43 protein-coding genes and 1 pseudogene are annotated in these 21,693 nt (G+C 41.0%); 18 read left to right on the top strand and 26 right to left on the bottom strand.

The annotated features are described in order from the left end of the window. From PSF67_RS21265 to PSF67_RS21155, 25 genes and pseudogenes are all read right to left on the bottom strand, one after another. A pseudogene (locus PSF67_RS21265) lies at positions 1–269 on the bottom strand (DUF4055 domain-containing protein); the annotation flags it as partial. 1 nt (position 270) lies between these two features. Continuing rightward, the gene (locus PSF67_RS21260) at positions 271–1,755 is read right to left on the bottom strand and encodes a terminase (RefSeq protein WP_272677590.1); all 1,485 of its coding nucleotides are present in this window, start codon (positions 1,753–1,755) and stop codon (positions 271–273) included. Positions 1,756–1,757: 2 nt separating this feature from the next. Further along, positions 1,758–2,273, bottom strand: a complete 516-nt coding sequence (locus PSF67_RS21255) for a hypothetical protein (protein ID WP_147675380.1) — start codon at positions 2,271–2,273, stop codon at positions 1,758–1,760. A gap of 9 nt (positions 2,274–2,282) precedes the next feature. Beyond that, positions 2,283–2,786, bottom strand: coding sequence for an HNH endonuclease (locus PSF67_RS21250; RefSeq protein WP_105881129.1), 504 nt, complete (start codon positions 2,784–2,786; stop codon positions 2,283–2,285). A 175-nt stretch (positions 2,787–2,961) separates the two neighbouring features. Then, positions 2,962–3,219 (bottom strand): DUF2560 family protein, encoded by a 258-nt coding sequence (locus PSF67_RS21245; RefSeq protein ID WP_136135533.1) that lies wholly within the window; start codon positions 3,217–3,219, stop codon positions 2,962–2,964. Positions 3,220–3,711: 492 nt separating this feature from the next. Then, on the bottom strand, positions 3,712–4,383 hold the full coding sequence (locus PSF67_RS21240; protein ID WP_272677589.1) for a GIY-YIG nuclease family protein: 672 nt from the start codon (positions 4,381–4,383) through the stop codon (positions 3,712–3,714). Between the two features lie 427 nt (positions 4,384–4,810). Then, positions 4,811–5,371, bottom strand: a complete 561-nt coding sequence (locus PSF67_RS21235) for a hypothetical protein (protein WP_272677588.1) — start codon at positions 5,369–5,371, stop codon at positions 4,811–4,813. Between the two features lies 1 nt (position 5,372). Next, positions 5,373–5,855, bottom strand: a complete 483-nt coding sequence (locus tag PSF67_RS21230) for a TIGR02594 family protein (RefSeq protein WP_272677587.1) — start codon at positions 5,853–5,855, stop codon at positions 5,373–5,375. After that, positions 5,848–6,165 (bottom strand): phage holin, lambda family, encoded by a 318-nt coding sequence (locus PSF67_RS21225; protein ID WP_198861227.1) that lies wholly within the window; start codon positions 6,163–6,165, stop codon positions 5,848–5,850. The genes PSF67_RS21230 and PSF67_RS21225 overlap by 8 nt, the downstream gene beginning before the upstream one ends. Before the next feature lie 312 nt (positions 6,166–6,477). Then, complete coding sequence (locus PSF67_RS21220) at positions 6,478–7,116, bottom strand: hypothetical protein (protein WP_210847022.1); 639 nt, start codon at positions 7,114–7,116, stop codon at positions 6,478–6,480. Positions 7,117–7,320: 204 nt separating this feature from the next. After that, positions 7,321–7,911, bottom strand: a complete 591-nt coding sequence (locus PSF67_RS21215) for a recombination protein NinG (RefSeq protein WP_272677586.1) — start codon at positions 7,909–7,911, stop codon at positions 7,321–7,323. Further along, entirely contained in the window at positions 7,911–8,213 is a 303-nt protein-coding gene (locus PSF67_RS21210) for a hypothetical protein (protein WP_272677585.1), read from the bottom strand. Before PSF67_RS21210 ends, PSF67_RS21215 begins: the two co-directional genes overlap by 1 nt. A gap of 68 nt (positions 8,214–8,281) precedes the next feature. Further along, positions 8,282–8,464, bottom strand: coding sequence for a hypothetical protein (locus PSF67_RS21205; RefSeq protein ID WP_272677584.1), 183 nt, complete (start codon positions 8,462–8,464; stop codon positions 8,282–8,284). A 15-nt stretch (positions 8,465–8,479) separates the two neighbouring features. Continuing rightward, the gene (locus PSF67_RS21200; protein WP_272677583.1) at positions 8,480–8,926 is read right to left on the bottom strand and encodes a DUF1367 family protein; all 447 of its coding nucleotides are present in this window, start codon (positions 8,924–8,926) and stop codon (positions 8,480–8,482) included. A 9-nt stretch (positions 8,927–8,935) separates the two neighbouring features. Continuing rightward, the gene (locus tag PSF67_RS21195; RefSeq protein WP_181937074.1) at positions 8,936–9,103 is read right to left on the bottom strand and encodes a hypothetical protein; all 168 of its coding nucleotides are present in this window, start codon (positions 9,101–9,103) and stop codon (positions 8,936–8,938) included. Then, positions 9,096–9,353, bottom strand: coding sequence for a hypothetical protein (locus PSF67_RS21190; RefSeq protein ID WP_272677582.1), 258 nt, complete (start codon positions 9,351–9,353; stop codon positions 9,096–9,098). Before PSF67_RS21190 ends, PSF67_RS21195 begins: the two co-directional genes overlap by 8 nt. Further along, positions 9,343–9,564 (bottom strand): Lar family restriction alleviation protein, encoded by a 222-nt coding sequence (locus tag PSF67_RS22140; protein WP_442959149.1) that lies wholly within the window; start codon positions 9,562–9,564, stop codon positions 9,343–9,345. The genes PSF67_RS21190 and PSF67_RS22140 overlap by 11 nt, the downstream gene beginning before the upstream one ends. Next, on the bottom strand, positions 9,561–9,788 hold the full coding sequence (locus PSF67_RS21185; protein WP_272677581.1) for a hypothetical protein: 228 nt from the start codon (positions 9,786–9,788) through the stop codon (positions 9,561–9,563). Before PSF67_RS21185 ends, PSF67_RS22140 begins: the two co-directional genes overlap by 4 nt. Continuing rightward, complete coding sequence (locus tag PSF67_RS22135) at positions 9,785–10,024, bottom strand: DUF551 domain-containing protein (protein ID WP_272537498.1); 240 nt, start codon at positions 10,022–10,024, stop codon at positions 9,785–9,787. The genes PSF67_RS21185 and PSF67_RS22135 overlap by 4 nt, the downstream gene beginning before the upstream one ends. A 197-nt stretch (positions 10,025–10,221) precedes the next feature. Continuing rightward, complete coding sequence (locus PSF67_RS21180; protein ID WP_210850783.1) at positions 10,222–10,470, bottom strand: hypothetical protein; 249 nt, start codon at positions 10,468–10,470, stop codon at positions 10,222–10,224. Positions 10,471–10,495: 25 nt separating this feature from the next. Beyond that, positions 10,496–11,170: a replication protein P gene (locus tag PSF67_RS21175; protein ID WP_272677580.1), complete on the bottom strand. Its 675-nt coding sequence runs from the start codon at positions 11,168–11,170 to the stop codon at positions 10,496–10,498. Then, positions 11,167–12,072: a replication protein gene (locus PSF67_RS21170; RefSeq protein WP_272677579.1), complete on the bottom strand. Its 906-nt coding sequence runs from the start codon at positions 12,070–12,072 to the stop codon at positions 11,167–11,169. The genes PSF67_RS21175 and PSF67_RS21170 overlap by 4 nt, the downstream gene beginning before the upstream one ends. After that, positions 12,069–12,755 (bottom strand): phage antirepressor KilAC domain-containing protein, encoded by a 687-nt coding sequence (locus PSF67_RS21165; RefSeq protein ID WP_272677578.1) that lies wholly within the window; start codon positions 12,753–12,755, stop codon positions 12,069–12,071. The genes PSF67_RS21170 and PSF67_RS21165 overlap by 4 nt, the downstream gene beginning before the upstream one ends. Before the next feature lie 21 nt (positions 12,756–12,776). Next, positions 12,777–13,094, bottom strand: coding sequence for a CII family transcriptional regulator (locus PSF67_RS21160; RefSeq protein ID WP_272677577.1), 318 nt, complete (start codon positions 13,092–13,094; stop codon positions 12,777–12,779). Between the two features lie 105 nt (positions 13,095–13,199). Beyond that, entirely contained in the window at positions 13,200–13,406 is a 207-nt protein-coding gene (locus PSF67_RS21155) for a helix-turn-helix domain-containing protein (RefSeq protein ID WP_105881154.1), read from the bottom strand. A 98-nt stretch (positions 13,407–13,504) separates the two neighbouring features. On the opposite strand from PSF67_RS21155, the gene PSF67_RS21150 reads away from it, so the two are divergent. The 4 genes from PSF67_RS21150 to PSF67_RS21135 all read left to right on the top strand — a co-directional run bounded on the left by PSF67_RS21150 (position 13,505) and on the right by PSF67_RS21135 (position 15,389). Then, entirely contained in the window at positions 13,505–14,176 is a 672-nt protein-coding gene (locus PSF67_RS21150) for an XRE family transcriptional regulator (RefSeq protein ID WP_272658719.1), read from the top strand. 121 nt (positions 14,177–14,297) lie between these two features. After that, positions 14,298–14,540 (top strand): type II toxin-antitoxin system HicA family toxin, encoded by a 243-nt coding sequence (locus tag PSF67_RS21145; RefSeq protein ID WP_272672211.1) that lies wholly within the window; start codon positions 14,298–14,300, stop codon positions 14,538–14,540. Between the two features lies 1 nt (position 14,541). Further along, on the top strand, positions 14,542–14,991 hold the full coding sequence (locus tag PSF67_RS21140; RefSeq protein ID WP_272672209.1) for a type II toxin-antitoxin system HicB family antitoxin: 450 nt from the start codon (positions 14,542–14,544) through the stop codon (positions 14,989–14,991). Continuing rightward, positions 14,991–15,389, top strand: coding sequence for a hypothetical protein (locus PSF67_RS21135; RefSeq protein ID WP_272677576.1), 399 nt, complete (start codon positions 14,991–14,993; stop codon positions 15,387–15,389). The genes PSF67_RS21140 and PSF67_RS21135 overlap by 1 nt, the downstream gene beginning before the upstream one ends. Before the next feature lie 34 nt (positions 15,390–15,423). Here the strand turns inward: PSF67_RS21135 and PSF67_RS21130 are convergent, their stop codons facing one another. After that, entirely contained in the window at positions 15,424–15,630 is a 207-nt protein-coding gene (locus PSF67_RS21130) for a hypothetical protein (protein WP_154632320.1), read from the bottom strand. Between the two features lie 437 nt (positions 15,631–16,067). Between PSF67_RS21130 and PSF67_RS21125 the strand changes: the two genes are divergently transcribed. The 14 genes from PSF67_RS21125 (at position 16,068) to PSF67_RS21065 (ending at position 21,349) form a co-directional block, all read left to right on the top strand. Beyond that, complete coding sequence (locus tag PSF67_RS21125; RefSeq protein WP_272677575.1) at positions 16,068–16,274, top strand: hypothetical protein; 207 nt, start codon at positions 16,068–16,070, stop codon at positions 16,272–16,274. 3 nt (positions 16,275–16,277) lie between these two features. After that, on the top strand, positions 16,278–16,457 hold the full coding sequence (locus PSF67_RS21120) for a hypothetical protein (protein WP_272677574.1): 180 nt from the start codon (positions 16,278–16,280) through the stop codon (positions 16,455–16,457). Positions 16,458–16,515: 58 nt separating this feature from the next. Beyond that, positions 16,516–16,887: a hypothetical protein gene (locus PSF67_RS21115; protein WP_272677573.1), complete on the top strand. Its 372-nt coding sequence runs from the start codon at positions 16,516–16,518 to the stop codon at positions 16,885–16,887. Between the two features lie 105 nt (positions 16,888–16,992). Continuing rightward, the gene (locus PSF67_RS21110; RefSeq protein ID WP_166732531.1) at positions 16,993–17,142 is read left to right on the top strand and encodes a hypothetical protein; all 150 of its coding nucleotides are present in this window, start codon (positions 16,993–16,995) and stop codon (positions 17,140–17,142) included. Between the two features lie 3 nt (positions 17,143–17,145). Then, entirely contained in the window at positions 17,146–17,346 is a 201-nt protein-coding gene (locus tag PSF67_RS21105) for a hypothetical protein (RefSeq protein WP_166687446.1), read from the top strand. Between the two features lie 141 nt (positions 17,347–17,487). Then, positions 17,488–17,841 carry a hypothetical protein gene (locus tag PSF67_RS21100; RefSeq protein ID WP_272677572.1) on the top strand — a complete coding sequence of 118 codons (354 nt, stop codon included), beginning with the start codon at positions 17,488–17,490 and terminating at the stop codon, positions 17,839–17,841. Between the two features lie 15 nt (positions 17,842–17,856). Further along, entirely contained in the window at positions 17,857–18,537 is a 681-nt protein-coding gene (locus tag PSF67_RS21095; RefSeq protein WP_272677571.1) for an AAA family ATPase, read from the top strand. Next, the gene (locus tag PSF67_RS21090) at positions 18,534–19,121 is read left to right on the top strand and encodes a DUF669 domain-containing protein (protein ID WP_272677570.1); all 588 of its coding nucleotides are present in this window, start codon (positions 18,534–18,536) and stop codon (positions 19,119–19,121) included. Before PSF67_RS21095 ends, PSF67_RS21090 begins: the two co-directional genes overlap by 4 nt. A 59-nt stretch (positions 19,122–19,180) precedes the next feature. Beyond that, positions 19,181–19,309, top strand: a complete 129-nt coding sequence (locus PSF67_RS21085) for a hypothetical protein (RefSeq protein WP_272677569.1) — start codon at positions 19,181–19,183, stop codon at positions 19,307–19,309. A 45-nt stretch (positions 19,310–19,354) separates the two neighbouring features. Further along, a complete protein-coding gene (locus PSF67_RS21080) occupies positions 19,355–20,209 on the top strand; it encodes a hypothetical protein (RefSeq protein WP_272677568.1) in 855 nt (284 codons plus the stop codon). 40 nt (positions 20,210–20,249) lie between these two features. Beyond that, a complete protein-coding gene (locus PSF67_RS21075) occupies positions 20,250–20,408 on the top strand; it encodes a hook protein (protein WP_272677567.1) in 159 nt (52 codons plus the stop codon). 276 nt (positions 20,409–20,684) lie between these two features. Continuing rightward, positions 20,685–20,897 carry a DUF7279 family protein gene (locus PSF67_RS22130; RefSeq protein WP_442959148.1) on the top strand — a complete coding sequence of 71 codons (213 nt, stop codon included), beginning with the start codon at positions 20,685–20,687 and terminating at the stop codon, positions 20,895–20,897. A gap of 13 nt (positions 20,898–20,910) precedes the next feature. Further along, a complete protein-coding gene (locus PSF67_RS21070) occupies positions 20,911–21,147 on the top strand; it encodes a hypothetical protein (RefSeq protein ID WP_272677566.1) in 237 nt (78 codons plus the stop codon). Continuing rightward, a complete protein-coding gene (locus PSF67_RS21065) occupies positions 21,137–21,349 on the top strand; it encodes a hypothetical protein (RefSeq protein WP_272677565.1) in 213 nt (70 codons plus the stop codon). Before PSF67_RS21070 ends, PSF67_RS21065 begins: the two co-directional genes overlap by 11 nt. Positions 21,350–21,693: the final 344 nt, after the last annotated feature.

Genomic DNA, 21,693 nt, shown 5'->3' with positions numbered 1-21,693 from the left:
ACGCTAATCTTTACTGGCTTGCCAAATGCTCTACCGAGTAGGCCACTTAACGTTCTACCCGTAGCATTAAGGAATGAAGCTCTCGCCAGATAACTCTTGTAACGTGAGTTATCTTTGTCATCAGCATCCTTTTTATCCGCTGGATGTGGTAAGTATTTTTCTTTTTTACTTTTTACAACTCGTTCGCCATCAACACAATCGCCGATCATGTCCCACTCAGGCAAAAACTCGCTGTACGCTGGATGTTTATAATCAACGTTTGTATTCATATTAGTTCCAGTTGAATTCTAGTTTCTCGGTTAGTCGTTTAACGTTCCGTCTACTTACAGCAAAATAACGGAACCCATCAGCATCATGTGATGTATAGTCATGAAGTGGCTTATCTTTCCAGCATCCCTTTTTGTCATCCCACTCTTTACGGTAGGCTTCAAGGTGTGCGATTCCTTCGCTGCATTTATGCTCGTCGAAAGCGCAGAGCGGCAATATTTCACGTACCGCCTCAATGCCTTCATCGATAGACACCCTTGGCACGACATTAAATCGTATTGAATAAACTTGCCCGTCAATTTCATAACCTTCACGGGCCAATTCTTTCCGTGATTTGGCATCAGAGCCAAATTCCCTATTCTCAATATCATGCGGGCCATTGTGACTCTCGTATGTGTAGCCTTTATCTTTCAGCACTTTCATATAGTGACGAAGACCTTCACCACTGTTTGAGTAATGGTCGATAACGTGAAATTCCTCACCAACTTCACGAATAAACCAGATTGATGTTGAGTCACCTACGCCGATATCCCAATACGTATGCACAGGTAAGTGTGAATTATCAGGGAGTGCGCCAATGCGTTTATTTTCATATAGGAATCGGAATTGCTTAGCGTAATAAGCACCTTCAACAGATTGCTGAAATGCTTCAGACGGTATTGACGGGTATTCTCGCTTCATATCGTCGCCGAGCGTTTTCTCTTTGGCGTAATACCATGCTTTCTGGCGCTCGTTTAATTGAACACCATACTTACTAGACATTTCATCGAAGTAGTCAACTAATCGCTGCGGTAATTGCTCGACAGGGTTAATGGCATATTCAGGATTCTTCCACCATGAGAAGAAAAAGAATTTCCAATCTAGGTTAGAGAGAGCCTTGCTCTGAATTTGCGCTTTCTCAGCAGACTGACAGTAATCGTAAAAATAACCTGCTCGACCTTCCGCTGTACTTTCAATCGTCGTGAAACAATCGCTTGATACTGCCTCAAACGCACCAGTGACAATCTCACGAGCTTTCTCTGGATACTTAGCGCATATCTTGCCGAACTCAGATACATGTAAATATCGGAGTGTACCGCCACGAAATGACGTGCTGATATAAAGCGAGCCGCCTTTGCTAAACACCAGCTCACCAGCCGCATCATTACTCGCTGGGTTAGCCGCTTTGATTTCATCGGGTAGCTTGTCATAGGCATACTTTATCTTTTCCCTGAATAGTCGCTTAGCATCGTTAAGTGTGTGGGCTATCAATGCACATTTAGCCGCCTCAAATAACGCTGCGTCTAGTTGGATAATGCAGACCTCAGTAGTGAAGCCAAGCTGACGAGCCTTCAGGATAATGTTTCGCGTGTGCATCCCTTCAAAGTATTCAAGCTGCTCAGGCGTCATTTTAAATCGAACTGGTTTACCTTCTTTATTGGTTATCCAGTAGAGATGATTCAATCGCCAGAGCTTATCTCTCAATAATGCAAGATGTTCTGGCTTCATGATTATTCCTTAGATAAATCGTCCATCAGAGAGGATATTGTGTCTGTATTGTTGTTTTTGCTCTCGCTGTCGATGTTGTACGCCTCTCGTTCTGCTTTGATGATCTTGATTTGTGCATCAACGCCAGCTGATAAAGTTCTTGATAGTGAACTATGATTTTCCTCAGTGAATTCGACATCATCCAGAAAGTCACCTAGCTTGCTAGCTATCCCCCTCCATCTAGAAAGATTAACCCTATGTTCAAGTATAATTTCAGCTGCAACATCAGAGGCTTGCTCGATAATTTCACCATCTGTAACCATTCCTGAGTGGTTACTTTTAGTGGTTACCGCCTTGGTTACTTTTGCTAGAGTGGCTGACTTTACTTTTTCTGTTAGGTCTCGCTGCCATCCTTCGTTTTTAGCCCTTTTTATTATGGTCGCATGATTAACGCCGTACTTTTCCCCAATAGCCCGTATGGACAACAAGCCAGCCCGATAAGCCGACTCGATGGCTTCCCAGTCTGGTCTTTTAGCCATATTCATTCCTTATATAGAGCTTGCCCCATGATTTGAAAATTCAGCATGCAAACTATCTCTCGCCTTTTTTACCGCCATTTCAGCATCAAAAAGATTTGCAAACATTCCAACATGCTTTTTCTTTTTGTTAAAAACCACTACTGCCCTCCACTTCTTAGACCTTCCTTCCCAGTACACTCCTTTAACGCCTGATGTGTTATTTTTTGGGGTTGGTCGATTACACTGATTCTGAACTCTAGAGCATTCCCTTAAGTTGGCAATTCTGTTATCAGTCCTATCGCCATTGATATGATCTAAGTGCATGACAGGCCAGCGTCCATAAACATAAAACCACGCCAACCTATGAGCCAAATATCTTTTCTTATTGATAGATATAATTACGTACTGGTTATTTTGTTGCCCTCCTGCAACCTGCCCCGCTGTAGTCACAGGCCACCTGCTAAATTTCCACCTAAATAATCCAGTACATTGCTCATAATCCAACAGCTCAATAAGTTCATTATGAGTTAACATGGTTAGTTCCTTTTAGAGATAAACCTTGCGCTCAGGAGTAACCAGCCCAAAGAGGGTTAACCAAACCACTACTGGTTATCCTCAAGGCTTATCCTGAAAGGTTCTTTGGTTTTATTGATAGCGCCGAGCGTGGCGCTTTAATGAAAAAGCCCACCATGATGAGCTTTGTGATTGGTTATTCTGCTACTTCATCGTTGAATAACGTTTTCTTTGTTTCCTGCACTCGTTGATAGACGGAATCAACCTTAGTTAGCGTGTCTACGCTTCCATTATCAAAGTTGCCGTTGTTATTACTCCACAATTGGAAAAATAACTCATACTCAAGTGGGTCATCCTTGATGAGTTTAATTGCCTTTGCGGTTGCTGCGGTGTTATTGCCTGTTAGCTTAAGTAAGCCTAAGCGGATTTTTTGATGTGATTCTAGTTCAGTCATGATTTACTCGCTGTTAGAGAATATTACCATTTAGAAACAAATGGTTACTTGATTGTTACGCATTTGATTTGTATTATTGTAAAGCCATAAGCAATTCCAAGCATTACTGCCTCCTACATGGCATCTTTCATAGTACTACTCCAAGCTTTGCCGCCTAGTTCCTTGGCGGCTTTTTTGTTGCCAATAAAAAAGGCCGCTGAGCGACCTATTCCTTCTTGCCAAATATCGATTTAAGAACCCACAGAATTACTGATAATCCAACCACGGTTCCCCAGTTAATACTTATTGCCAAATCGAACCCTGCTGAATCAGCAAACCAATTCCAAATATGCAGCAAGCACCATGACACGAAGAAACTTATTGATAGCGCGGCGATCATGCATACTGCTAAAATTGCGAAAGATTGACCCGTTGTTAGTCCAGTTGTATTTATTTTCATGGTGATATCCTTATGCTGCCAGCCTGTGCATTTCTTCTAGTAGCGGTTGCTTATTAGTTAACCCCCGTAATGTCAGCGGAATACTCATCCCAATCGGGAACATCTTCCACTTCACATCCGCAATCTTGTGCTATTTCTAGCTTGTCATGAGTGCGTTTTATTTCATCCACGGTAGTGATTTGAAGGCCATAAGGAAACGCGATGTATGCATCATCACCATCAATAATGGTTACTGTTGGGCACATGAACAAGACACCAAGAATTATATCAATAGCTCCTTGTGACTTACTTAAAACAAAGTCCATAGCCTCGCTAGTCCAAGACGCTTGACTCATCTGGACTATAGCCGCATTTATACTGTTTCCTTCAGCTATTAACTTTTCTGCAATCATAGCTATTGCATTACCTGCACTAAGGGCGATATCTTTCTTTTTTGCTTCTTGATCTGAGGGCTTCAATTGCTTATACCCATCCTCTATTTCCTTGCAGGCAGAATCAAAATCCACATTAAACCACTCACCTATATCTCTAAAATCACCTAGTTTCTTGTGAATTAATATCTCCAAATCCTGATATGCATATAACGGGTTTGATAGGTAAATGTTCGCACTTATGAAGCCTCCCTGAGTCTGTATATTTCTCAATCTACTCTTCGGGTTTATAGTGCATCCTATTTTTACCTTGCCATTATTATCAATGGCGTATACGTATCCTTTGCAACTCATAGTGCTTACCTTACTTAGTAATGAGCCTTTGCCACATAGGAAAATCAGCCCATCGAAGCGCACCAGCTATAACTGATTACCTCAAAGACTCATTACCTAAATATTGGCTCGATGTTTTTAGATGTGTGTGCATGTGGTGCACAGGGTGAAATGCGTACTACTGATTACAAAACTTGAATAAATGTAACTTTCTTTTAACTTTACTTTCGTAACGTAACATTAAGAGGGGTATGGTTATTACATCGCTAAGTTATTAGTTTCATATATATTCCTACACTTTTAAGCCTCAACACCAGGGGCTATTTTTTTGCCATTTAAAAGCCCCCTAATTGGAGGCTCATATTTGTAATATACGTTTGAGATTACTACCTTTTTAAGGTTGTGGTCATTCATGATTAACGTATAGTTGCGTTACATTCATGAACTATTATTCTCGCTTCGCCCCGATATCTGGGGCATTTCTTTGTTGTTCAATTTCCCGTATTGCTTTAAATCGTGCGTTACCACCATCAATGGTTGATATTAATGGGTCTATCCAGTAAACAGCTTGGCAATACGTTATCTTGCTGGAGGTAATGGCACTATCATCGGCTCGGTTAACGACTCCGGTATCGGTGTGCATTGCGCTGGAACGTAAACCTTTTGTGTAGTTGTACAGCCTGTTACCAATATCATCAGGAATGTACAAATCACAGGTAGGCTCTTTTTGAAGTATTTTTCTATACTCAATAACTCTATTTTCTGAGTTCGCATCAGTAGATATCCCATAGCGATAAGCAGTAGTGGCCATTTGGTTAAAACGATTAAATTCAAATGACTGAGTGGCAATAACTTTAGCTTGCTGCGTGTTATCCTCTTCCAGCTGAGCGTTATCTTTTTTAAGTAAGGTGTAATCGTCCTTTAAATCACCATAATCACGCATCACCCAACCGAGCCACACCACGAGGATCACGCAAACGCCAGCTAATATTTTAGTTAGCGCACTCATGTCACGACTCTTTAACTGAAATCGCAGCATCGCCAATAGGTAGCGGTCGGTTGTCTACTTCAACGCCATCAGGCCAGCGATAAGCAACAACGCGGTCAGTTCCAAATGCTTTGATGTTTACTGCGTCTGATTGATTACCACCCAAGATAAGAAGTGAGCCATTTTCAGTTTTACCAATACAGAAACCAACATGACCACCGCCTGAGCGTGAGAAGCGAACTATGCAGCCATATTTAGGCTCTGTTAGCTTTTGCCCGAAATTATCGTATGAACTTGAAGCATCTTTTCGAGGGGATTTAATACCGGCACGCTCTAGCATGGCATTGACGAAACCAGCACACCAAGGAACTTTTCGCGCAGTACCAACCAATCCACGCAGCTTACTATCAATCCACATCTGGTCGACGGCTTTCGAGCCCTCAGCTGTATGCTCAGAAACGCCAATTTCTTTTCTAGCTTCAGTTAGCCATTTAGGTTCAGTCATTATTCACTCCCGCCTTACCTTTAATCATTCCACTTATTTTTGCTACGCCCCAGTAACCAATCATTACACTTGCTAAGTAAGCAAAATCAGCACTCATACCAAAAAATGCTAGTAGGTCTTTTGCAAACCAACCGAGGAACGCACACAAGAAACCATCTAGTAGCGTTTTCCACCATCCGCCTCCATTATACAGCCCGCGCAATATCGCAACCGTACCAGCTAGGCCAGCAAACATTCCTTGCTCTTTGTATTGAGATAGGTAGTTAAATACCTGCTCCCAGAATTCAGGGGTGTCTTTCATATATTTCATACTCACCCCCTACGTTGGAGGAATTTAGTTAATAGATAGCCGCGCACAGCTCTTGTGTTAATTGATAACGAGGGTGATTGATTCTGTGGCGGCGTATACGAAGAAAGGCCGCACTAGGCGACCTCTTGAATTTGACTTAAAGAATTTACGTACGATAACGTTTTCAAGTAGTTACGTTAAACTTGAACTATCCGGAAATTCCGGAGAGTTGGAATTTTGGCAATAAAAAAGCCCGATATCTCTATCAGGCTTTCTGTGCTCTTTGCTTTCATGAGCGAGCATACACTAAATATACAGACTCATAACTTAATTTCAAGTAATTTCTGAAATATTTTTCATTTCAACTCCATACTGTGAGCGCTCTCTCGCTATTTCATCTTGCATCACCATATACAACTTCGCATTAAATAAACTAATACACCAACGTACACGGTCAATGCATTGTTTGATAGTCAGCCAAGGTGCTATTTGTTCTTGCATATAATTTGCGAGAGTTTGCAGGGTATTTCTGCCAAGATAGTAATCAGTGGCGACAACATAAATAGGATTGGACTTGTCGAACGCTTTCAATATTGCTTTCTCTACAAAATCAGCTTCATCTACATCGTTGGCGCGCTGAAACATGTCGCTGAGAGATTGTTTAGGAAATAATATTGCTCTGGCTTTTTCTTCAAGTTCCTGTCCTGTGTAGCCTTCTTTGCTTAACTGGTCGAATACCTTAGTGAAGCGTTCTATGTTTTCACCAGACCATCCAGTAATGAAACGCCAGATACCATCACCGCCGCCACCATAACCAAGATAATCACCGCCTTTCATTTCGTCAGCCCATATAGATATGATCGCCCTCGTCCATCTTTCTTGTGGTGGGGTTAATCGTCTAGCCTTGCCTAAATATGACTTCCTTGGCGACTTTGCCAGTTGAAGATAAATGTCAGAATTACGCTCTCTCATCTTACCTCCGGCAATACTGTGTGATACCTATCGCAACCTACTGAATAAACAATTGATTTATTTCTTTTCTTTGCATCTCTCGTTGCTTGAACCGTTAAAACTCCCATCGGCAATTGGACAACACTGTAATATGAGGTGTTTAATGACTCCCTTGTTAGTCTCCTAGCGACAGCTACGGCAACGTTAAGGCTCTTATATTTGTAACTAGCCATCTTTAAGCTCCTTTAATTTCTTCCTAAAAACCTCTTTGATGGTTTTGCATTCATCAATAGTCCATTTATGCCGTTCATGGTCACACTCGATAGACTCAACGGATTGGCGCCCTATTCGATTAATCAGCTCTACTCGATACGGAACTAGATTCCCCGATTTATGCTGATTACAAACAACACATTGCCGATGGATGTTGCGCTCATCGAATCTCAGTTGTGGAGCCGCAGCGGTAGTCCGATAATGACCAGCATCCCACTGAGCAGATTGAAACGTTCCGCATGATATGCATGGCAAATCACGGTCTCTTTCTCTGATATACGCGTTGACGGCTTGTTGTGCTTGTTTAATCCAATAACTGCGGGGTTTTACTGCTAACTTGCGGGCTTTTAGTTTATCGCGGGCTTTTACTTCTTTTTGCTTCTGTTCTTTCTTGAGTTTGGCTTCTAGTTTTTCTCTCTCCTTACTTCGCCGCTTGATTGCTAATTCTGTTCCATGTTCCGGACTACACCACTCTATATTTTCGTACTTTGGATGAAACCACTCTCTACATATTTTGCAGCGCCGTCGCCTTTGGTTAGCCATTAAATAAACTCCTTCATGAGGTCGCATTGACATACCCATTCACCATCATCAAGCAACATTAACTCACTTTCAGAGAACACACTCATGCCACTGAATTTGCCATCTAAATAAATCGAAACATCACCACTAACTATCCACTGATATGTTTCTGTTGCGTTATCGCATCGATACTCAGAACCGTCCGGTGCTTTGAAGTACTCACCGTCATGTAGCCTTCTGGTAAGTGTGACGCAACGACCAATTTCCGATGTATTTGGAGATAAAATAACTAATGCTAGTTTTCCTGCCTCATAAAGCGCCATCTATACCCCCATAAACCCCATCGCTAAAGTAACAATCGAAAAGAATAGAATTACATGTCTGGTTCTAATCACTTTCTCGCCCTCCGTTTCTTGGCTGCTCGGTTTATCTTTGCGTGACCTGTGATGCGCTTAGTTGATGTTGGGTAGCTGTAAGCATGACGCTCATCTTCCATAACCCACGGGATAAATGGTTCTGGCGTAAAAACAACCGAATGCGCTAACCCTGCTATCGCTATTTGTAATCTATTCATCTCTCTTGCTGCTCCTCAAAAGAATGTCAGTAACCGATTCTCAGTGATTTCATTGCATCCCCTGAAAATGTGTTTTATTGCTGCGTTAATCATGGCTTTGTAACAGCGTTCGAATTCATCTGAATCCATATTGGCAAATGACAAGCTCTTAGCTTCTGTGCGCACTTCACCGTTTAGCCTTACCGTTTGCTCATAAAATCCTGCAAGTATCGTCAAATCCTTCCTGAAGCGGTTAAATTGGCTATACTCGTCCATACAGTCGAGACCTGCCTTATTTGCGCACCAGTGGTCGAAACAGAATTTGAAGAATACGAACATTTTTCGATGGAAAGCGGGGTTTCTTGTGAGTTTGGCGCTGAAGGTGTACATCTCGCCATTTTTGAATTTTGTTAAACGTGGTAGGTCGTGTTCGAATGCTGGTGCAAATATGCCATTGGCGCATTTGACCATTTCTATTTCCAAGTTAACCTCCTATTTCACAAACTCCCATTGAATGCCGTCATTCGCCATATCATCCAGCCACCAAACGTGACCCTTTTCGTTTGTGACAAAATAGTCACCATCCTGACCTTGAACCTCTCGCTCGTAAAAACCTAGACCGGGCATGAGAATTCGAATTTTAATCGGCTTATCACTCACTGTTAGCTCTCCTGTTAAAACGCTGTGCAGAATAATCACGGTCAATTTGCATTAATTCTTCCGCTGTCATGTCATCAGAATTATCGGGGTAAATATCGTTATTGTGGATAAAAGAGAAATCAGCACTACAACCAGCATTAGTACATTGGATATGGTCGCAAATATGATTATCTTCTGGGTCTGGCTCGTTTTCTCCGCACCATTTAACTTTGCTGCCACACAAAGGGCATTTTTTTAACTCATTCATCATTAACTCTCCTGTTCCATGCTGCGATTGCCGTTTGCCTTACTGAATCCCAATCAATAGCGTCTGATTCCGCCTCGGATTGTGGCTCAGGAACTCTCTCGCCAATTACAGTGCAACTACAATCATCATTTTGACACTGAACATACCATCCTAGACGGTTATCTATTAATTCAGCTTCACTGCCGCAAAACGGGCATTTCTTGAGTTCGCTCATAACAACGGCTCCCGTAATCCTGTTTTCACATATTTGATATCGTAGGCAATGTAGATTTCCCATTCGTCATAATCGTGACCGTAGTAATTACCGCCAGACCATGCGCGTTCGTCTTGGTCATTCAGTATGAAATCCCATTGCTCATCGTTTAGTTCTACGAGCCTGTCAACGTTGGCATCGAATACCTGCTGCTTAATCATTCGTGCAAGTGGTGATTCCATCATTCACCCTCTGGCATTGGTGGGAGTGGGATGCTGTCTACATACATCCAGTGAGTTACTAGAAATTTTGATACCCATGCATCTTCATCAGCAAGCTGAAAAAACCTGTATGACTCCGCACAATCAACAATATCCAAGTAGTAAGTAAATCTTCTCAGCTTCCCGCTAGCAATGATTAGCAACGGCTTACCTAGTTCGGGCATTTTTTCGGAGCACTTAACCCAATTAGTTCCCTGCATTAGATGCCTCCCGTTACGCTCTGAAAATCAAGACGTAGCAACTTTTTCAATACTTTTTCACTGCGATAGTTACTGTTAAATTTGCGGTTATAATCTTTGCATTGCCTAAGATATTTTCTCTTGCGATTTCTAGACTCATTCACATAAGCCCACATCAGAGTTTTATAGTCAGTTCCTTTCATCACTCAACACCTCGCTTAATCACCGATATCTACGCTATGTAACTTTCCGCTACAGAACGGGCAGAAGTTTAAATGTGTTCGCTTTCCATTCCCTTCATCGTAATAAACCGCTTCACCAAGGCTATCTCCTGTCCACGTATCGACGGCTGAGTATTTAAATATCCCTCTGGTCTTGCCGTGTGGTGATTTTATCTTTGCCGCTTTTCGCATAAAGTCACACAGATAGCTTGCGTATTTTGTTCCATTTGATTCGCATTTTTTCATCTAGAAGTCCTTATGATTTGGTGTGTTACTTGAACCCGTGTTTGTTTTTCAGGTCAGCGATGATTGATAGCGCTTTGTCGCGTTTGGTAGGTATCACTGCGCTTTCAAGCTGCAACATCGGATCGGGTATCTTCTCGCCCGCTTTGATTTTATTGGCCATGACTTTTAACTCGGAGGCGCAAAGTTTTATAACCTCTGAATCCGATAGGTTGCGGCTTCGCATTTCAGAGTAAACTTTCGTGACAATCCAGTAACAGGCATTTGATGGCCAATTAAATCTACGCCAGCCTCGCTCAGAGCAATACTTTTTGAATACTTCGTATAGTTCGGCTTCGGTGGGTAATCCAAGCTGAGTAAAGTCTTCCTGCTTGCACCACCTGATGAATTGACCAACGGCAGGCCAGAATGGATTATCGCTTGCCCTTGCGTGTCGCATCCCGTTTTGAAGCTGCTCACGGGTAGTAATTCCATTTTCAGCAAATGCGGCGATCCACTGGCGCTTAGCTGCTAGCTCGTCGCTTTCGTTTTTGAATATGGTATTTACTGAGGCAGGAAAGATTTGTTTCAGGTTTCGGAATAACACATCGACTAGTTGCTCGGCTTGAGGATTTACTACTTTCTGTGGCGTACTGCTTTGAGCCATTCTAGCCAGTGCGCCTGCATCACGATTAGCAATTGCAGTTGCCAGATTAGGTTTCATATAAATTCATTCTCCCATGCTTCACGAGTGTTCCAGCTTTGTGATGGCGCTTGCTCCGCTGCTCGCTGATTCCGATTTGGCTGCTGACTTTGAATAACCAGTGTTGGCCACTTCTCACGGAGTTTTGCTGGCGATAAAACATTGCTACACCAGAACGAATCTTTGTTTGCCCATTTGAACATTTTGCAAATGTCTTGGTGGGTATGTCCGTCTAGCTGTCTCATCAGTCGAACATCGTTAGCCCAAGTTGACCAGTTAGGCTCTTTGGTTGTTGGGCTGACTATCAGGACTTGTGAGTAAATCCATTGAGCCGCTTTCAGGTCATCAGCATTTCCCCACTTGTTGCCTTTGGGTGAGCTAACAGCCGCATCAGGCTTAACCATTAAAACTTTTTCAGATGGTCGGTCAGAGGATTCGTTAGAATTCTCGGACGATATATTAGTTATTTCTTTTTTCTTTAAAGTATTTCTTTTGTGTGTCTCCAATCTAGAGACTTCATTTGTCTCTAAGCTAGAGACATTTTTAGTCTTCAAGTTAGAGACACTGTCTCTAGATTGATTTTTCCACGCTGAAACCTCTTTGTTGACTCCAATTTTATTACCCTCAAGAATGAGGTAATTCATTGAAATCAATTCTTTCTTTGCCTTGTTAACGTTCTGTCTTGATAGTCCAGAGACGTCAGCTAATTGAGAATCGGATATACGGTCTACTTTTTTGCCAAACCCATAGGTTTTTCTGATAATTGCTAGCATTACTCTTAGCTGCCTAACAGTTAAATTACAGCAAGAAAGTGATTCAAGTAATTCATTGGCAATTCTCGTATATCCATCATCAGTATCTGCCACTCTCTTTGTCTCCTGCTGTATCGCAGGGAACTGGAATACTTCCGCTGTATTCGTCATGCCGCCTCCAATTGCTCTCTAGCCAGTAAACCTGCTATCCATTGAATACCTTTAGGGGTAAATTTTGTTTGCGTGTAAGCGTGACCATTGTGAGGATTCTCGCCTGTTTTAACTTCAAATCTGTTGCAATCTAAATGCTCAGAATAAGGGGCGAGTTTTCCAGCTAATGGATACATAATTCTTTTAGCCAACAAGAAATTACGAAAGAAGTTCTCTTTGACTTTTAATAGTTTGCATACCTCACGAAAACCTAGTGAGCCAGTAGCTTGAACGTAGCGATCAACAAACTCAGCTTTAGGTGCTGCGATTGCTAATTGCTGCTCAACGATTAGTTTCTGCTCTGCTAGGTCTGCCGCCAGACGTAAAGCTTCTGGCAGCGTTTGAGGGATGAGAGGTTTTTGAGATTCAAGTTCTTGCCAGCGATCAACTAAGCGAGCGGTAAACTCTGGTGAAAGTTGAGCGACGATAACATAGCTATCACGCTTATTAATTTGATAAACGGCTACAACCTGATTCAGGTGATTCCTAACTTCCCCCATTGGGGGTAGTTGAATAACTGAGCGTTTTGCAAGTCTTTCTATGGATTGCTTAACTTTGTCATGCCTTGATTCGACTAACTCAGATATTTCCAAGCTATTCATTGTTGGCTCACTGCTGTTTACTAAAGTAGCTATTTGGTTCATAATTACCTCAATCGTTTTGATTTAAATAAGTTCCATCTGAGCCTCATCGGTTGCCGCCTTTGAGGTTTTTCTTTTTGGGTATCTGACATGCTCTAGCATCTGAATTAATGCCCTAGCCTCATCTCCCTGAATAATCACATCTTGAATAGGCGCATCGAACCCTATTGCGTCCAGCAGTTTTGCCGCCTTCTCAACAAAGCCGTTCTCAGCTTGCCATCTAGTGATTTGGGATTCGTGTACACCGACAGCCTTAGCAACTTGCTTAGGTGTGGTTAAGATGATCCCTTTGCGAATACGAGCCTCAATTGCTCGCACGTTGCGTGAAATTGCGTAGTCCATTTGTTAAATTCCTTTTGACGTAGTTAGTCCGTTGCTCACGATCCTGTGAGTTAAGTTTTCTCCCGTTTGCAAGGAGAGCGGATAAGATGTTAAAGAGCAGTTTTGTTACATGTATCTTTTTGGGTACAGAATTTGCATTTCTGTAATTTTATCGCCATAGAATCTAGCTAATCTTTCTGCCAACTCTAATGAAGCAGCCTGAGTTCCTCGCTCTAGTCTGCTCAGGTTACCAACATCACAATTGATGGCGTTGGCAACTTCAGAAATTGTTAGCTGCTCTTCTAAGCGAATTTTTCTTAATGGTGTTTGCATATCTCACTCCTTTTAGATGCGCCACACGCATATTATCACAAGTAAAAATATGCGCAATACGCTTTGTGTAATACGCATAAATAAAGTTGAATTAAGGCATGAAAATAGGAACTAGAATTCGCGAAATACGAAAAAGCAAAGGGATGACAATCCTTGAACTTGCCACGGCTATTGGTAGCGATGTGGGCAATATCTCTCGCCTAGAAACAAATAAGCAAGGTTATTCAGAAAACACGCTAGTGAAAATAGCATCAGCCCTAGGTGTGACTGTTGCTGATTTATTTACTGAAGATCCAGTAAAGCCAGACGAAATTGAGTATATCGGTGAAATGCCATCTGGCACCGTTAAGGTTATCGGTGAGGCTGTTTTAGGTATAGATGGCGCAGTAGACATGATGGAAGAGCATAACGGCTGGTTAAAGATTTACAGTGATGACAAGGACGCTTATGGATTGAAGGTTAAAGGCGATAGCATGTGGCCTAGAATCCAGTCTGGCGAATACGTAGTGGTTGAACCTAATACTAGCGTAAGGTCTGGTGATGAGGTCTTTGTTAGAACTGTAGATGGTCACAATATGATCAAGGTGTTCAATAAAACCAGAGATGGCGATTATCAATTTACTAGCATTAATAATGCGCATAAGCCTATAACTCTAGACCCTAGTCAAGTGGATAAGATGCACTATGTAGCCGCGATTGTTAAGCCTACAAAGTATATTGACAAATGGGAACGTGAAACAAAATTAAACATGCCTCCATATGTTCAATAAGTCTCAGTGGCCTGACGACACGTTTTAGGGTGTGTAAATATTGTAAATATTCTTAACTATCTATCATCACATCTTTTGCAACTGAAATTTAGTTGCTATTATATCTATAGGATGTATTTTAATGGGGCGAAAAGAAAAACTAAGGTTAAGGCTAAACTCCATACCAAAGGATTTCACTTGGGATGAGCTGGTTTCGCTACTAAAACAGAATGGATTTGAAGTCATTAACGGGAGTGGGTCTAGATATAAGTTTTTTCATAGAGAGCAAAATAAATTGCTATCTTATCACAAACCACACCCTAGCAATATTGTTAAGGAATACGTTTTAAAAGAAGTAATTTCAACACTAGATGAGATCATATAATATGAGCAAGGTATTAAAATATAACGGATATATTGGTAGTGTGGAATTTTCCATTGATGATGAAATACTTCATGGAAAAATCGACTGTATCAATGATGTTGTTACCTATGAGGCTGATAATTTAAAAGATCTTAAAATTGAATTTGAGAATGCAGTAGACGACTATTTAGATACTTGCAAGCTTTTAGGTAAAGAACCAGACAAGCCATTGAATGGAACCTTTAACGTTAGAGTTGGAGAGGATTTACATAAGAAAGCGTATCTCCAAGCAAAATCCATGGGCGTAACTCTCAATGAATTTGTGAAGGTTTCAATCCAAGAAAAAATCATTGATAAAAAAGAATTCCATATTCATATTTCTGAAAAAATGACAGAGACCCGATCAGAGTATGGCTTTTTTGAAAAAACAGAAACAGTCAGCAACTGGGAAGATGCGAGGGCTCATCACTAATGATTGACCACTTAAATTATAATGGCTATATAGTAAATAGCTTCTCCCTAGAGAAAATCAAAAATACCAATGGCGGCAGATATATCACAAACTATCTAGAGCAAAACATTGCGTTCTACGATAAAAAGGATGATGTATACCCGCTAGCCTACAAAGTTGATTTTGAATTAAAAGCATTCGATGGCAGCGAAGAAGATGCTAATAATTTAGCTTATATTTTAAAGGTTAACTTTGATATCAATTTTATTAGTAGCAACCCACATAATGAAGATTATGATAATTTATTTAAAGAATATGGCTGGCTAATAAAAAATTATACATATATGGCAACAAAGTCTATTGTGGAAAATATTATAAAAAATACCCCGCTAGAGGGAATGAGATTACCAAATTTCTAACAAAAAGCCCTCCCTGCGAGGGCTTTTTTGTGCCCTATCCAATCTTCCCCATACTTCTAACCACTTGAGCAGCATCACGCAAAGCGCCTTTGTGTAAGGTGTTCGTTACCTCTTTACGGTATCGCTCAAGTTCATCAATAATCATTTCTTTGGTGATGGTGTCGGTATTGTCCAGTAGTCTAAACACCGCCCCACCCACTTCCATTACCACTTTTACTACTTTCTCGTCATCTAAATTCATAACACCCCTCTTTTGGTATGATTTTTAGACAAATTATCACTAATTTCGTTCAGGTCAGTGTGACTTGCCTCACCCATAAAGAAAATAAATAAAATTAATTTGTAAGTTAAATCATGAATATGCGTAAAAAAATACATTCACGCATATAACTATTTGCAAATATGCGCTTGACGCATTTGCGCATAATGCATATTATTAACTCCATCGAAGGCAAGCAACATGAAATATACGCCTTATGCTCTTTAATAATTTAGCTTCCTCCTTGAAAACGGGAGGCCAAAGTAAAGTTAGCTTTGGGATTGGTGAATGCTAAGGCTGATTAGCAATATAGGAATCGGCAATAACTCAGTAAGTCGCATGTCGCATGACGTAACACCGAAAGTAGGAGATCAGCACCTACCACCAATCACCAAAGTTAACTAACTGAGGATTTTATTATGAACTCAAGACAGCGTTATAAATTACGCAGGAAAGAGAAGCGCATGGAACAGCGCAAAGAAGAATCACGGAAGGTTAATTCATTTGATGTTATGGCGCAGATAATCGTTGAGTTGAAGAAGCTCAAATCAGCACCAGACACACGCAAGCAACCACGGCAACGCAAGCCGATTATGAGTGACAGTTCAGTCACAGCAAGGGGATGAGTAATGGAAAGAAATGAAGAGGTCACGTTAGTGGTTGGTGAATATAGCTTTACTCACTGCGTCCCAAAAGAAAAAACTTTAATACGTGAACCATTCAAAACAATTGAGCAAGCTGAAGCTCACATAAAAGATAATGACCTTTATCTTTATCCGATTTGCAGAATCGAAATTCGATACAGTTAACTAATTACAGTCCATCAAGGTGGGCTGTGGTGAGTTGATTAATAGATAGGAGATAGAGATGGAAGCAATACCAACAGGCGCTATAGGTCATACGTATACCGAAGGCGACGAATTAATTAACAGCCCTAATAAAGAAATGTTACCTGCGATTTTATCGGCAGCGAAAACCCACCAAAAACACGCTGACCACTTTTTACGGGTTGGCGCTATGCATGGTAATCCAGCCTTAATTATCAAGGGTCACTTACACGACATTGTATCCAGAACTTTATGTAACGTGCTTGGCTTGTATGACTGTAACTCGATTGAGTTAGGTGAGTTAATCGAAGGTACGCAAGACTGGCTTTCTGAAAGTGGTGGAATCCATCAATTTGATGAAACAATAAAAACAATCATCAAATTCGCATCGTTAGGTGATGATGACGTTTAGTTAATAACGGAGGGAGTGTGACAGCCCTCGGTCAGCAGTAACCCACCGCACCAACACCAGAACCTAAATAACAATCGCTATCAATCGATAAGTGAGGGATTTCTTATGCCAAAAATTAACGAATTAAAACGTCAGGAACTCAGCTATCGACTGAATAGCGAGAGCTTCAAGGATGAGGTTAAAAACAAAATTAAGTGGGATTGGATAGGTGTTGTTATCGCCCTGCTCATTATTTTAACGCTGATATCGAGGTGACTTATGCAAACACTAACGATTGAAGGTAAAGGGATTTACATATCTTCATCGCCAGCAGCGCACCAAGGACAGCGCATATCACTCGAATTTGATTCACACACAGGGATAGAAACCAACGCTATGGAGTGGCTGATATTAAGTTTAAACCCAACAAGGGAACTGTTGGAGAAGATACTCAGGGAACGGTATGAGGACGCAGCATGAGAATTTCAGAGTATGAACTCAAGCAAAGTCAGGATGCCGAAAGACGACGCAGGGAGCGCGAGGAAGAGGAGCAATGGGAGACTAATTTCTCACTAGGTATTCCTCAAGAGTCAACGCCTAGTAGGTGGATGAGAGGTGAATATGGGTAAGTATTTAATACCTGCATTCCCTAGTCATAAAAGCAAGGATGCTGCCCTGAAATATGCTTTATCAATGATTAATGAAGATATCGAAAGGCGAAGAGTGCGTGACCTAACGGGCAATGAAATTCAACCAGTTGAAAGGATTTCAACACTAGAATTAGCTCATGCCGCACTAGTTAAAAGTCAAGACTTAGAAATGTCTCAATTCTACCCTCCTCTACCTGAACACATTCAAGCACAACGAAGACAGGCTGACTTGGAGCGATACGCAAGATATTTATTCAAAGATAACTTTGACCCTTACCGTGGCGTCACAGAGTTGCCATTAGGTGGCAGGGTTGTGGGCGACTAATTTTCGGAGGTAATTATGGGAACAGCAACGTTAATTATTGGTGAGTCTGGCACAGGGAAAAGTACCAGCTTACGCAATATCAAACCAGAAGAAACGCTATTAATTCAGACGGTAAGGAAGCCGTTGCCGTTTCGCTCAAAAGCATGGAAGCAATGGAATAAGAGTGACCCAGATACATCAATATTTGTTTGTGACAAATGGGATGCAATAGCGTCATTCATCTCAAAAGCAGCCGAATATGGCAAAAAAATAATAGTCATTGATGACTTTCAATACTTGATGGCTAACGAATTCATGCGCCGTTCTGATGAAAAATCGTTTGATAAGTTCACGGAGATTGGCGCTCACACATGGAATGTGATTAACGCCGCCATTGGCAATACGCCAGATGATGTGCGGGTTTACTTTCTAGCCCATACCGAAGAAACGCAGATGGGTAAAGTAAAAATGAAAACTATCGGCAGGATGCTGGATGAAAAAATAACCGTGGAAGGAATGTTTACTATCGTACTGAAAACTCTGGTAAAGGATGGTCAGTATCTATTCTCGACGCAGAATAGCGGGAACGACACGGTTAAATCACCAATGGGGATGTTTGAATCCCATGAAATTGAAAACGACTTAGAAGCCGTTGACGCTGCGATTTGCGAATACTACGGAATTGAAAAAACTAAAGAAATGGAGAAAGCAGCATGAGTAATGTAATTTTTACCTACAACCAAGAAGATGCGCTGGCAGCAGGTCAAAGCGGATTTATCAATGAATCTGGTGCTTATGTGATCACTATCGCAGAGGCAAAGTTAGGCATATCCGAATCTGGCGCGAAGTTTATTGAGTTCTCTGGCGATACTGACGACGGACGAAAAGTTAACTATCTGAGTGTTTACAGCACCAAGAAAGACGGTGAAATTAATAAATTCGGACACAACATGATTAACGCAATCATGGGCTGCGCTGGTGTTATGCAACTCACTGAAAAGATGATTTCTGTTAGTCAATTTATCGCGCCTGAGTTTACTGGCAAGCGCGTTGGTTTGGTGCTGCAAAAGACATTAAAAACCAAGTCAAACGGAAGCGACACCTACAGCTTTGATATTCGAATTCCATTCTTTGCTGAAACTCGCCAGACGCTACAGGAAAAAGTTGACGGAACCGCGCCAGTAGCTATCGATAACATTTTATCTACCCTGAAAGATAAGGATGAGCGCAAGCAGCAAGGCCAGTCAAACCAAGGTTACGGATACCAGCAAACCACTAACGATAACGACGCGCCATTCTGATTAAAGCCCGTTAATTCGGGCTAACCCTTCCCTATGTGATTTAACCAAAGGATATAACCATGGACATTCTGACACGAATAAAACGTATTGAATGGAAAATAAATAATGGACTTCCATTAAATGATTATGACATTGAAGATATTATAGAAATCTTCAGTGAAGTAAAAAACATGCTACCAACTCAATAATCATTCAAATCCACACAAAAAGCTAAACCAATCAGGTAATAAATCATGGTGTTATTCAATGATAGACCATCCTTTGAAAAGGCATGGTTCGCTACCTCATTCCGCGTAGTCATGGGTGGCATGGGCGATGATACGGCAATGCTCATTGCTGAAATGTACAAGCGAGGTTACGAGCCTGACGAAATTGTATTTTGTGATACTGGCTCGGAGTTCGAACACACCTACCATTTCATCGGCTGGCTAAGAAGTTGGTGTAATGAGAAAATATGGTCAAAAGTCGTCGTCCTACGCAAGTGGGACAAAGATGGAAATCCGCTTAGTGTTATTGAGAGCGCAGAGAAAAACAACACTCTGCCAGCTGCCGCATTTGGCAGTAAATCATGCTCACTTCGCTTTAAAGTTGAGACAGCTGATAAGTATTTCAATAATCATCCAGAATGCCATAAAGCTTGGGGAGTTAAGGGGAAAGGAGAGCCGCTTGATTCCCATACAGGGAGTATTTTACGTGTTATTGGCATTAATGCCGATGAGCCACAGCGTGCAGATAAATGGAAACCAGAGCATAAATGGACGCAAGTGTTTCCTCTTGTTGATTGGAATATTGGCGAAAAGGAATCACTTGCAGTTGAAGAGGTTGGCTTGTATTACCCCGGTAAATCTTCATGCATTTGCTGCCCTCATTTGACTGGCTCTGAGCTAGTCATGCTGCGAGATACTTATCCAAGTGATTTTGGTCGAATCATAGCAATGGAAAATAACTATATTCGTCACGAACTCCGACCCGATTCAACGACAAAGGGAATGTGTCGCAGGAAAACAATCAACCAAAAAATCGAAGAGTATGAGCAAGGCCAGTTGGATATTGCAGAAGGTCAATGCCAACTCTGCTTATTACAGTAACCAAAGGATATATTTGCAAGGATGCAAACAGGAGATAGATATGACTATTGAACAGTTACAAGAAGAAAACGCGAAGTTGAAACAAGCGATTATCAGCATCTACACCAATACGGAAGAAATAACACTCAATGATGAAGATGGATATTACGCAGTAAAGCAAGAGATTATCGATGATGTTATTGATTTAACGCAAGATTAATTTAACTCGCAGGGATGCAATGAATAAAAAAGCCGCCACAGAGAGGACGGCAAGGGGACGTGCAGGAATGAAACTTATAATTTATCTGTGTATGCAGTTTAAGAATAGTTAAGGCATGGAATTTAGCAAGGAAGTAGATAAAAAATGCCGACACAGGAAGCATCGGCGAAAGTTGCACAGCTTGTTACTACTCTTTCGAGCTTAAGTGTAGAAGGTAAATAAGTGTTTACCATGAAAAGTTTTAATCCTAGCGATTAAATATATGCAATAAGATGAATGAATATGAGAGTAGATAAGTGTGTCTTTTATGTTTGCAGCGAAGTAACAATAGATGGGAGCGTATACTTTACTCTAACTGTTTCTGATGCGTTCAGTTATATAGAAAAAAATAAATACTTCCCAGTTAAGCCAACAAAGAAGCAAATACGGAAATTCACTAGATATGTTATCTCGCTCATTGAGCAACATGATGACGAAGAGAGCTGGTAAATAAGGTGGAGTGATGGATAAATCAAGGCAGCAATTTGAAGAGTGGCGCAGTAAGAATAAATCATCAACGATAAATCTGTTCGAAGTATGGCAAGCATCACGCGAGAGTTTAGAAGTTGAATTGCCAGATATAGGCACTAACTTACTCGCATGTAGTCATGAAGAATTTATCGATGGATTTAACGATGCTATTTCAGAGATAAAAACAATATTAATCAGCAACGGAGTGAAAATAAAAAATGGTAATTAAAATTATAAAAAGCGCACTTGAATTAGCTGGATTTAAAATTAAAGGTCAGCACGAGCATGAAATGCAATATTGGCAACGATGCTGTAAATGCGGAAACATTACCAGCGGTAAAGGCGATGTAATAACTAAGCCTTGCGTAAAATGCAAAGGAACTGTTTATGATGCATATATTGGAAATGGAAAACCTGATTGGGCTAAATAAAAGCTCAAATAACTTAGATAAATAACCATGCAAATAATCGGATATGTATTACTCATGCTAATACAGGGTTCTGCTGTGCCTATTACAGAGCAAATATACACACAGCAAGAATGCGAGAGCCATGCCAGTCAAATAATGATGGTGCGGGATGTTGAGATAGTTTATGGAGAGGTATGGAATGAAAGGTAAGTTAACAATATCAAGACCTAGTTACGGAGATAATAGAGAAAAAATCAATATTGTAGTTAGGGATCAAGCATCAAGATTAAAATTTCTAAGTATTGAAATTGATTACGCAGATTTTACTAAGTGCATAACTGGACTTTCTGAAGTTAGTTGTGTTC

The sequence above is a fragment of the Providencia sp. PROV076 genome (assembly GCF_028483405.1).
GTDB lineage: Bacteria > Pseudomonadota > Gammaproteobacteria > Enterobacterales > Enterobacteriaceae > Providencia > Providencia huaxiensis.
Note: the sequence above shows the minus strand (reverse complement) of the source record. Positions and strands in the feature narration are given on the sequence as shown.